Origin of the sequence: Kitasatospora sp. NPDC096140, from assembly GCF_040303045.1 — a bacterium.
Taxonomy (GTDB): Bacteria; Actinomycetota; Actinomycetes; order Streptomycetales; family Streptomycetaceae; genus Kitasatospora.
In genome coordinates this window covers 81,245-93,313 of sequence record NZ_JBEOUW010000013.1, presented here as the reverse complement: position 1 = coordinate 93,313, position 12,069 = coordinate 81,245, and the positions used below count along the sequence as shown (strand labels likewise).

Sequence of the window (12,069 nt, the reverse complement as noted above, 5' to 3'; positions counted from 1 at the left end):
CGTATCGTCCGCCGATCGGGTCATTCATGGCGTTAACACGTCGAATGACTGCCCCGACCATCGGCTCCCGCTAGAGTCGTGGACGAATCCAGTCGTTAGTCCGCGAAGAACGGGGGGCGCGTGCTGTACGCCACCGCACGCCGGCTCGCCCATCCGCTCCTGCTCCTGGGCGTTCTCTGCACCGCCGTCGCCACCCTGCACTTCCACTGGGCGCCGGACCGGGTCTCCCCGCTCGTCCTGGTGGCCGTCATCGGATACCTGGCGGTACTGGAGCGGGTGATCCCGTACCGGACCGACTGGCACCCGACGCGTCGCGAACTCGGCTGGTACAGCGTCTACTTCGTGCTGAGCATGGTCGGCGGTGCGCTGGCCCAGGGCGTGGTGACCGCGCTGGTCGAACTGCTCGGCCCGGCGCACCCGGCGCTCCCCTTCGCGGTGGAGATCCCACTCGCGCTGCTGGTCGGCTCGCTCGGTGACTACCTCGTGCACCGCTGGTCGCACCACAACCGGTGGCTCTGGCGGCTGCACGGCGTGCACCACGTCCCGGAGAAGGTGAACGTCGCGAACAACGGCGTGAATCATTTCCTGGACGTCTTCTTCGCACAGTCCGTCGTCCAACTCTCATTGGCTCTGATCGGATTCTCCGCGGATTCAGTGTTCGTGGTCGGAATATTCGTTCTGGCGCAGGGGTATTTCGTCCACGCGAACATCGACGTCCACCTCGGCCCGCTCGGCCACGTCCTGGCCGGACCGGAACTCCACCGCCTGCACCACAGCACCGACCTCGCCGAAGCCGGCCACTACTCCTCCGACCTCTCGCTGTGGGACCACGTGTTCGGGAGCTTCACCTGGCGGCCCGGCCGCGTGCCCACCACCGTCGGTCTCACCGATCCCGCGGCGTTCCCCACGACCGGCGAGCTCGGCGCCAGCCTGCTCCACCCCTGGCGCCGGGCGAAGACCACCGAGCAGTCCGTCTGAGCCCGGCCGCGCAGCCGCCCCTCGCCCGTGCCCCGGCGCCACGCCAGCATCCATCACCCTCCGGATTGGACCATGACCTCCTCGCCCTCCGCCGCGCCCCGCGAACCGATCGCGATCACCGGTATCGGCTGCCGCCTACCGGGACACGCCAACGACCACCGGACCTACTGGCGCAACCTGATCGAGGGCCGGGACTGTCTCACCGACACGCCCGCCGACCGGTACGACACCGGCACCCTGGGCAGCCGGGACCGGGCCAAGCCGGGGCGGCTGATCGGCGGCCGGGGCGGCTACATCGACGGCTTCGACACCTTCGACCCGGACTTCTTCGGCATCAGCCCGCGCGAGGCCGAACACATGGACCCGCAGCAGCGCAAGCTCCTGGAGGTCAGCTGGGAGGCCCTGGAGGACGGCGGCCTGCGCCCCGGCGAGCTGGCCGGCCGCGAAGTGGGCGTCTACATGGGCGCCTTCACCCTCGACTGGAAGATCCTGCAGTTCGCCGACCTCGACTTCGCCACCATCGCCGCGCACACCGCCACCGGCACCATGATGACGATGGTCTCCAACCGGATCTCGCACTGCTTCGACTTCCGCGGCCCCAGCGTCTCGATCGACACCGCGTGCAGCTCCTCCCTGGTCGCGGTCCACCTGGCCTGCCAGAGCCTGCTCCGCGGCGAGACCGAACTCGCGCTGGCCGGCGGCGCGTTGCTGCACATGGCGCCGCAGTACACGATCGCCGAGACCAAGGGCGGCTTCCTCTCCGCGGACGGCCGGTCGCGCGCCTTCGACGCCTCCGCCGACGGCTACGTACGGGCCGAGGGCGTCGGCGTCGTCGTGCTCAAGCGGCTCTCCGACGCCCGGCGCGACGGGGACCCGGTGCACGCGGTGATCCTCGGCAGCGGCGTCAACCAGGACGGCCGCACCAACGGCATCACCGTCCCCAACGCGGACGCGCAGGTCACCCTGATCGAGCGGGTCTGCGCCGAGGCCGGCGTGCTGCCCGGCAGCCTGCAGTACGTCGAGGCGCACGGCACCTCCACCCCGGTCGGGGACCCGATCGAGGCCGCCGCGCTCGGCCGGGTGCTCGGCGTCGGCCGCCGCACCGGGGACCGCTGCTACGTCGGCTCGGTCAAGACCAACATCGGGCACACCGAGGCCGCCGCCGGCGTCGCCGGGCTGATCAAGACCGCGCTGGCCCTCAAGCACCGCCGCATCCCGCCGCACCTCAACCTGGAGCGGCCCAACCCCGGCATCGACCTGGCCGCGCTGCCCTTCGAGATCCCGACCGAAGCGGTCGACTGGCCCGAGCACCGCGGCCCGGCCCGCGCGGGCGTCAACTCCTTCGGCTTCGGCGGCACCAACGCGCACGTCCTGCTGGAGGAGCCGCCCCGCCCCGGGCCCGCCGCACCGGTCGCGGAGCCGGGGTGCACCGTCCTTCCGCTGAGCACCAAGGACGCCGCCGGACTGCCCGAACTCGCCGCCGCCGTACGGCAGGAGCTCGCCGCCGGGGCCTCCCTCGCCGACCTCGGCCACACCCTGGCGCACCGCCGCCAGCACCTGCCCGAGCGGCTGGCCGTCGCGTACGGCTCCCGGCAGGACCTGGACGAGGCGCTGGCCGCCTGCGAGCGCGGCGAGGAGCACCCGCGGGTGGCCCGGGGCCGCGCCCGGGAGCGCGGACAGCGGCGCCTGGCCTGGGTGTTCACCGGCATGGGCCCGCAGTGGTGGGGGATGGGCCGGGGCCTGTACGAGAGCGAACCGGTCTACCGCGAGGCCGTGCTGGCCGTCGACCAGGAGATCCGCGAGCAGGCCGGGTGGTCGCTGCTGGCGGAGCTGGACCGGGACGAGGCGGACTCCCGGATGGCCGAGACCTGGCTGGCCCAGCCCGCCAACTTCGCCGTCCAGGTCGGGCTCTCGGCGCTCTGGCGCAGTCACGGTCTGCGCCCCGACGCGGTGGTGGGCCACAGCACCGGCGAGGTCGCCGCCTTCCACGAGGCCGGGGTGTACGACCTGGCCGACGCCGTCCGGGTGGTGCTGGCCCGCAGCCGGCTCCAGCAGCGGCTGGCCGGCACCGGCAGCATGCTCGCGGTCGGCCTGCCGGAGGCGGAGGCGGAGCGCCGGATCCGGCCGTACCGCACCCGGATCTCGCTCGGGGCGGTCAACAGCCCGTCCGCGGTGACCCTGGCGGGGGACACCGAAGCCCTCGGCGAGCTGGCCGAGGAGCTGAAGCGGCAGGGCGTGTTCGCCCGGCTCCTGGACGTCGAAGTCCCGTACCACAGCGTGCGGATGGACCCGATTCGGGACGAGCTGATCGCCGCGCTCGCCGCCCTCAAGCCGCAGGAGGCGCGGCTGCCGCTCTACCTGACCGCGCGGGAGGGGCTCGCCCGCGGGCCGGAGCTGGACGGCGGGTACTGGTGGGAGAACGTCCGCAACCCGGTCCGGTTCCGGGCCGCCGTCGAGCGGATGGCCGAGGACGGGCACGCCCTGTTCCTGGAGCTGGGCCCGCACCCGGTGCTCGGGCACGCGATCCGTGAGTGCGCCGAGCAGGCGCACACCCTGCCGTCGATCCGCCGCCGCCAGGACGAGCCCGAGCGCCTCGCCCGCAGCCTGGCCGAACTGCACACCCTCGGCGTCGAGTTGAGCTGGCAGGCGCTGCACCCGGCAGGGCGGCCGGTGCCGCTGCCGGGCTACCCGTGGCGGCGCGACCGGTACTGGGTCGAGCCCGCGCCGGTCGCGCAGGTCCGGCTCGGCCGGGTCGACCACCCGCTGCTCGGCCGCCGCACCGCGAGCGCCCAGCCCGGCTGGACCACCGCGCTCGACCCCGAACGGCTGCCGTACCTGACCGACCACCGGATCGAGGGCCAGGTGGTCTTCCCGGCCGCCGGGTACCTGGAGATGGCCTCCCAGGCCGTCCGCGCCCTGACCGGCGGCACCGAGGTGGTGCTGGCCGAGGTCGAGCTCAACCGGGCGCTCTTCCTCTCCGAGACCGAGCCCGTCACCGTCCAGCTCGGCTACGCGCCCGAGGACGCCCGCTTCAGCATCGCCGCCACCCCGGCCGGCGGCGAGCCCACCGTGCACGCCTGCGGCCGCGTCCGCACCGGCCAGCGGCGCTCGTACGGGCCCGCGCTGGACGTCTCGACGCCGGACGCCCACGGCCGGCACCTCGACGGACCGGAGTGCTACCGGCGGCTGGCCGAGCGCGGCTACGACTACGGGCCCGCCTTCCGGGCCGTCGAGCAGGTCTGGGCGGGCCCCGGCGAGGCACTGGCCCGGATCCGGCCGACCGCCGGACTCGGCCCCGACGCGGCCGACCACCACCTGCACCCGGTGCTGCTGGACGCCTGCTTCCAGACCCTGCTCACCACCACGCTGCACACGCCCGAGGGCGGCAGCGTCCGCCTGCCGGTCGCCATCGAGGAGGTCCGGCTCGACGAGATCGGCGACCGGCCCCTGTGGGCGCACGCCACCGTCACCCGGGACAGCGGCGACGAACTCGTCGGCGACATCGTCCTGTACGCCGAGCACGGCACCCCGCTCGGCCGGATCACCGGCTTCCGGGTCGCCGACGTCGCCCAGGCCCCGGCCTCGGTCGGCCTGGCCACCATCGACGGCTGGCTCACCGAGGTCGCCTGGGTGGAGGCACCCGCCCCGGCCGCCGAGGAGGCCACCGGCGACCTGCTGCTCTTCGCCGACGGCGGCGGCCTCGCCGAGCGGCTGGCCGCACTCGCCGCCGAACGCGGCGCCCGCTGCCACCTGGTGCGGCCCGGCCCCGAGTTCCGGTACGCCGAGGGGCACTCGACCGTACGCCCCGACTCCGCCGAGGACGTCAGGCGACTGCTCGCCGCCCTGGAGCCCGGCTACGACACCGTCGTCCACCTCTGGAACCTCGACCTGCCCGCGTTCGACGCCGCCACGGCCGACCGGCTCGACGGCCTCGCCACCCTCGGCGCCTACTCCCTGATCGCCCTCGCCCAAGCCCTGCCCGAGGCCCGCCCGGACGGCCGGCTGCACATCGTCACCCGGGGCACCCAGCCCGCCGCCCCCGGCGACCGGGTCGAGCCACTGGGTGCCCCCGCCTGGGGCATCGGACGGGTGCTGTGGCAGCAGGAACTCGTCGCCCAGCGCGGCAGCCTGATCGACCTCGACCCGGCCGTCGCCGCGACCGACCAGGCCGGGGCGCTGCTCGCCGAACTCGCCGCCCGGGACGAGCAGGAGATCGCGCTGCGGGCCGGCGGCCGCCTGACCGGCCGACTGCGGCAGGCCGAGGGCCTCACCCGGCCGCTCCCGCCGGTCCTGCGCCCCGACGGCAGCTACCTGGTCACCGGTGCCTTCGGCGCCCTCGGCCGCCTGATGTGCCGCACCCTGGTCAAGCGCGGCGCCCGGCGGCTGATCCTGGTCGGCCGCACCGCCCTGCCGGAGCGCTCCCGCTGGGCGCACACCGACCCGCACACCCCCGCCGGGGAGCGGATCGCCTTCCTGCGCGAACTCCAGGCGCTCGGCGCCGAACCCCTGCTCGCCCCGGTGGACGTCACCGACGAGGGAGCCCTCGCCGCCTGGCTCGCCGACTACCGGGAGCGCCAACGCCCGCCGATCCGCGGCGTGTTCCACCTCGCCGGGCAGGTCAAGGACACCCTGCTCGCGCAGATGGACCGGCCGTCCTTCGACGCCGGCTACGCCCCCAAGGTCGCCGGCGGCCACCTGCTGCACCGGCTGCTGCGCGACGAACCGCTCGACCATTTCGTGCTGTTCGCCTCCGTCGCCTCCCTGCTCACCACCGCCGGGCAGACCAACTACGCGGCCGGCAACGCCTTCCTGGACGCCCTCGCGCACCACCGCCGGGCCGACGGCCTGCCCGCGCTCAGCCTGGACTGGGGCCCCTGGGCCACCGGCATGATCGAGGAGCTGGGCCTGGTCGCCCACTACCGCGACGCCCGCGGCATGAGCTCGCTGCCGCCGGACGCCGGGACGGCCGTCCTGGAGCGCGTCCTCGGGCAGGACCGCGCCCAGCTGCTGGTCGCCACCGTGGTCGACTGGCCGACCTTCCTCGCCTGGTACCCGGCGCCGCCGCCGCTGGTCGCCGACCTCGCGGCGAGCGCCGCCGAGCAGGCCCCGGCCGAGACCGGCGGCTTCCTGGACGCCTACCGGGCGGCCGACCCGCAGACCCGGCGCGAGCTGGTCACCGAGCGGTTCACCGCCGCCGCCGCGGCCGTGCTGCGGATCGGCGCCGAGCGGATCGACACCGACACCCGGCTCGGCGCGCACGGCCTGGACTCGCTGCTCGCCATGGAGCTGCGCGCCCGGGTGCACGGCGAGCTGGGCGTCGCCCTGCCCGTGGTGGCCCTGCTCAGCAACGGCACCGTCGGAGACCTGGCCGACCTGCTCACCGCGGGCCTCGCCGAGCGGCTCGACACCGACGGCGACGCCGCCCAGGCCGAGGTCGACCTGCACACCGACGAGTCCCGCTACCCGCTCACCCACAACCAGCAGGCGCTCTGGTTCCTGCGCCAGCTGCACCCGGACGGCTTCGCGTACAACATCGGCGGCGCCGTCGAGGTGCGGGCGGTGCTCGACCCGGAGCTGGTCTTCGCCGCCTTCCGCCACCTCGTCGCCCGCCACCCCGGACTGCGCGCCGCGTTCACGGCGGAGGAGGGCCGGCCGGTCCAGCGCATCCGCGCGCAGGCCGAGGCCGACACCGGGCTGTTCGACGTCGAGGGCCGCCCGTGGGAGGAGATCCACGAGCTGATCGTCCGCGAGTACCGGCGACCCTACGACCTCGCCGACGACCCGCTGGTGCGGCTGCGGCTGTTCCGGCGCGGACCGGACCGCTGGGTGCTGATGAAGGCCGTCCACCACATCGTCTCGGACGCGATCTCCACCTTCACCTTCATCGAGGAGCTGTTCGAGGTCTACGAGGCGCTGCGCCAGGGCCGCACCCCCGACCTGCCCCCGGTCGCCGCCCGCTACCTGGACTTCCTCAACCACCAGAACCGTTTCCTGGCCGGGCCCGCCGCACAGCGGATGCTCGACTACTGGCGCGGCCACCTGCCCGCCGAGATGCCGGTGCTGGCGCTGCCGACCGACAAGCCCCGCCCGGCCGTGCAGACCCACAACGGCGCCTCCGAGTTCTTCCGGCTGGACGCCGAACTCACCGCCCGCGTCCACGAGCTGGCCCGCGCGCACAACGCCACCCCGTTCATGGTGCTGCTCAGCGCCTACTACCTGCTGCTGCACCGCTGGTCCGGGCAGCCGGACATCGTGGTCGGCAGCCCGGTCACCGGCCGCACCCAGGAGGAGTTCGCCTCCGTCTACGGCTACTTCGTCAACCCGCTGCCGCTGCACGTGAGCCTGGCCGGGGAGCCGACCGTGGCCGAGCTGCTGGCCCGGGTGCGGGAGAGCGTGCTCGGCGGGCTCGACAACCAGGAGTACCCCTTCCCGCTGCTGGTCGAGCAGCTGGGGCTGCAGCACGACCCGAGCCGCTCCGCGGTGTTCCAGGCGATGTTCATCCTGCTCACCCACAAGGTCGCCGTGGAGCGCTTCGGCTACCGCCTGGAGTACATCGAACTCCCGGAGGAGGAGGGGCAGTTCGATCTGACCCTGTCCGCCTACGAGGACCGCTCGGACGGCTGCTTCCACTGCGTCTTCAAGTACAACTCCGACCTCTTCGAGCCCGCCACCGTCCGGCGGCTCGCGGCGCACTACCGCAACCTGCTGGACGCCATGACCGGTGCCGCCGAGGGCGAGCCGGTCGGACGGCTGCGGATGCTGGACGCGGCCGAGCGCCGCGAGATCCTCACCGGCTTCAGCGGCGCCGAACGCCGGATCGACCACGACATCCCGCTGCCCGAACTGATCGCCAAGGCCGCGGCCGAGCGCCCCGAGGCCGTCGCCGTGGTCGCGCCCGGCCGCGACGAGGTCCGGCGCCTCACCTACGGCGAACTGGACCGGCGCTCCCGGCGCGCGGCCCTGCGGCTGCGCGAACTGGGCGTCGGCGAGGGCTCGGTGGTGGCCGTCTGCCTGGACAAGTCACCCGAGCTGATCACCACCCTGCTGGCGATCTGGCGGGCCGGCGCCGCGTACCTCCCGCTCGACCCCGGGCACCCGGCGGACCGGCTGGCGTACCAGGTGGCCGACGCCCGGGCCGAGCTGGTCGTGGTCGACCAGCGCTGCCCGCTGCCCGCCGAACTGCCCGCCCGGCCGGTCACCCTGGAGGAACTGGAGCGGCCCGCCGCGGCAGCCGGGCCGCTGCCCGCCGCCGACCCCGACCGGGCCGCCTACGTCATCCACACCTCGGGCTCCACCGGCCGCCCCAAGGGCGTCCGGGTCGACCACCGCAACCTGGCCGCCGTCACCGCCGGCTGGCGCGCCGAGTACCGGCTGGACACCGAGGCCCGGGTGCACCTGCAGATGGCCGGGACGGCCTTCGACGTCTTCTCCGGCGACCTCGCCCGGGCGCTCGGCACCGGCGGCACCCTCGTCCTGGTCGACCGCGAGCTGCTCTTCGACACCGCCCGGCTGCACCGGGTCATGCGCGAAGAAGCCGTGGACTGCGGGGAGTTCGTGCCCGCCGTGGCCCGCGCGCTGCTGACCCACTGCGAACGCGACGGGCTGCGACTGGACTTCCTGAAGCTGGTCGTCGTCGGCTCCGACTCCTGGAAGGCCGCGGAGCACCGCCGGCTGCGCGCCCTGTGCGGCGAGCGGACCCGGCTGGTCAACTCCTACGGGCTGACCGAGGCCACCGTCGACAGCACCTACTACGAGGGCGCGGCCGAGGAGCTGGAACCCGGCCGGATGGTGCCGATCGGCCGCCCCTTCCCGAACAGCGCGCTGTACATCCTCGACCCGTACGGCGAGCCGGTCCCGGCGGGCGTGCCCGGCGAGCTGTGGATCGGCGGCGCGGGCGTCGCCGCCGGCTACCCCAACGACCCGGACCAGACCGCCGAGCGCTTCACCACCCTGGAGCTTGACGGCCGGCCCGTACGCCTCTACCGCACCGGCGACCTCGGCCACTGGGACACCGCCGGCACCGCGCACCTGCTCGGCCGGATCGACAACCAGGTCAAGGTCCGCGGCCACCGGATCGAACCGGGCGAGATCGAGGCCCACCTCACCGCCCGCCCCGAACTCGCCCAGGCCTGCGTGGCGGTGCGCCAGGACTCCTCCGGCGAGACCGTGCTGGCCGCCTACGTCGTGCCCGCCGAGGGCACCGTGCTGGACCGCCGCGAACTGCGCCGCCACCTGGCCGAGCACCTGCCCACCGTGATGATCCCCTCCTACCTCACCGAGCTGCCCGCCCTGCCGCTCACCCCCAACGGCAAGGTCGACCTCGCCGCCCTGCCGGAGCCGAAGGCCGACACCGGCGGCGCCCAGCACGAACCGCCCGTCACCCTCTACGAGACCCGGGTCGCCGAGCACTGGCGCACCCTGCTCGGCCTGGAGGAGGTCGGCCTGCAGCACGACTTCTTCGAACTCGGCGGCAGCTCGATCCGGCTCATCGAGCTGATCCACCACCTCCAGACCGAGTTCAACATCGGCATCCCGGTCGGCCTGCTGTTCAAGGTCACCACCCTGCACGGCATGGCCCGCACGATCGAGCAGATCATCACCGGCGAGGTGGCCGGCGGCCAGCCCCACCTCTGGTTCAACGCCGGGGCCACCGGCGGCCGGACGGTCTTCTGCTTCCCGCCCGCCGGCGGCCACGGCCTGGTCTACCGGCAGCTCGCCGCCCACCTGCCCGAGCACCGGATCGCCGCCTTCAACTACCTGACCGGCGACGACAAGACCGCCCGCTACGCCGACCTGGTCGAGGAACTGGACCCGTCCGGCCCGCACGTCCTGCTCGGCTACTCGCTCGGCGGCAACCTCGCCTTCGAAGTGGCCAAGGAGCTGGAACGCCGGGGCCGGACGGTCGGTTCGGTGCTGCTGGTGGACGCCTACCGGGTCCTGGACGCCTTCGACCTCGGCGAGGAGCACGTGGCCGTCTTCGAACGCGAACTCCACGAGCACCTGCACCGCCACACCGGCTCGCGGATCGTCGCCCGCGAGACCCTCGAACAGGCCCGGGACTACCTGGAGTTCTGCAGCCGCACCCCCAACACCGGCACCGTGCGCGCCCAGCTCGACGTGGTCTGCGAGCGCGAGCGGCTGGGCGTGCACGTCGGCGGGGAGGACGGCTCCTGGCACGGCGCCTCCACCACCGGCACCGCCGTGTACGCCGGCCACGGCAGCCACGCCGAGATGCTCGACGGCGAGTACGCCGCCCGGAACGCCGAACTGGCGGGTGCCATCCTGGCCGGAGGCACCGCCGATGGCCGCGGCTGACCGCGGACCGGACTGGTCCACGAGGGAGCGGGCCCCCGGCGGCCCGCCCCGGGTCATCGTGATCGGGGCCGGCCTGGCCGGCCTCGCCACCGGCTGCTACGCGCAGATGAGCGGCCTGGAGACCCGGATCTTCGAGAAGCACGTCCTGCCCGGCGGCTGCTGCACCGCCTGGTCCCGGCAGGGCTACCTGTTCGACTACTGCATCGACTGGCTGATCGGCACCGCCGAGGGCACCGGCGCGCACCAGGTCTGGAGCGAACTCGGCGCCCTCGACGGCAAGTCGGTGACCCGCTTCGACACCTTCAACCGGGTCGTCGACGAACACGGCCGCGCCGTCACCTTCTACGGCGACCCGGACCGGCTGGAACGCCACCTGCTGGCCCTCGCCCCCGGCGACGCCGGGCCGATCCGGGCCTTCTGCCGGGACCTGCGCCGCTTCGCCGCGATCGACCTGCCCTGGGAGCTCACCCCGCCGCCGCTGCGCACCACGGCGGAGCGGCTGCGCACCCTGCGCACCGTCCTGCCCGCCTTCCGGCTGTTCTGGCGCACCGCCACCACCCCGATGAGCGGCTTCGCGGAACGCTTCCAGGACCCGCTGCTGCGCCGGGCCTTCCCCAACATGTTCCTGCAGGAGCCCGCGGGCTTCCCGCTGCTGCCGTACCTGTACACGCTGGCCGCCGCGCACAACGGCAACGCGGGCTTCCCGCAGGGCGGTTCGCTGGGGCTGGCGCGCTCGGTGGAGGAGCGGTACACCGGGCTCGGCGGGGTGATCGGCTACCGCTGCCGGGTGGAGCGGATCCTGGTCGAGGAAGGGCGCGCCGTCGGCGTCGAACTCCGCGACGGGTCACGGCACTTCGCCGACCACGTGGTCGCCGCCTGCGACGGCCCGACGGTCCTGGACCGGCTGTTGGAGGGCCGCTACTCCAGCCCCGCGACCGACCTGCTGTACGGCGAACTGCTCGACAAGCCGGGCAACCTGTACCCGGCCGTGGTCTCCGCCTTCGTCGGCGTCGACGGCCCGCTGCCCGAGGGCGAGCCGCACAGCACCACCTACCTGCTGGCGCCCGAGGAGGGCGCCCGGCTGCCCGGCTCGCTGCAGCACAGCCTGGTGGTGCAGCTGCGCTCGTCCTACGCGGACGGCTTCGCACCGCCCGGCAAGTCGGTGCTGCACTGCACCTACTTCAGCGACTACCGCTCCTGGAAGGACCTGCGGGTCCGGGACCGCAAGGCGTACCGGGCGCGCAAGCAGGAGGTCGCCGCGTTCGTCCGGGGCTTCCTGGAGCGGACCCACCCCGGCCTCGCCGGGCGGATCGAACTGGTCGACGTGGCCTCGCCGGTGACCACCGAGCGCTTCACCGGCAACACCTACGGCAGCATCCTCGCCTGGCAGGCCTTCTCCGAGGCCGAGGACGCCGCCAACCGGCTGGTCAACCGGGACCGGATGCGGCTGCCGGGCCTCAGCGGGTTCTCCATGGCCGGGCAGTGGACGGCGCTCGGCGGGCTGATCCGGGCCGCCACCAGCGGCCGGTTCGCCGCGCAGTACCTCTGCCGGGAACTCGGCCGGCCGTTCCGGGCCTGGCCCAGCGACAACCGGGAGCCCTGGCACCCGGGCAAGTGGGGCAGCCTGCCGCAGCTCGACCGGGCCACCGTGGGAGCGCCGGACGCGGGGGCGCCCGAGGCGGTCGGGCCCGAGGCGGTGGTGCCCGAGGCGGTCGTGCCGGAAGCGGAGGCGGCGGAAGTGGGAGTTGCGGAGTGAGCGGGACGACGGCCGACAGG

At 74.1% G+C, this 12,069-nt stretch carries 3 protein-coding genes; all 3 read left to right on the top strand.

The window, feature by feature from the left end; genetic code table 11:
* Positions 1–120: 120 nt before the first annotated feature.
* Complete coding sequence (locus ABT048_RS16045) at positions 121–978, top strand: sterol desaturase family protein (protein ID WP_350521994.1); 858 nt, start codon at positions 121–123, stop codon at positions 976–978.
* 72 nt (positions 979–1,050) lie between these two features.
* Positions 1,051–10,293: a non-ribosomal peptide synthetase/type I polyketide synthase gene (locus ABT048_RS16040; RefSeq protein WP_350521993.1), complete on the top strand. Its 9,243-nt coding sequence runs from the start codon at positions 1,051–1,053 to the stop codon at positions 10,291–10,293.
* Positions 10,280–12,049, top strand: a complete 1,770-nt coding sequence (locus ABT048_RS16035; protein ID WP_350521992.1) for a phytoene desaturase family protein — start codon at positions 10,280–10,282, stop codon at positions 12,047–12,049. Before ABT048_RS16040 ends, ABT048_RS16035 begins: the two co-directional genes overlap by 14 nt.
* Positions 12,050–12,069: the final 20 nt, after the last annotated feature.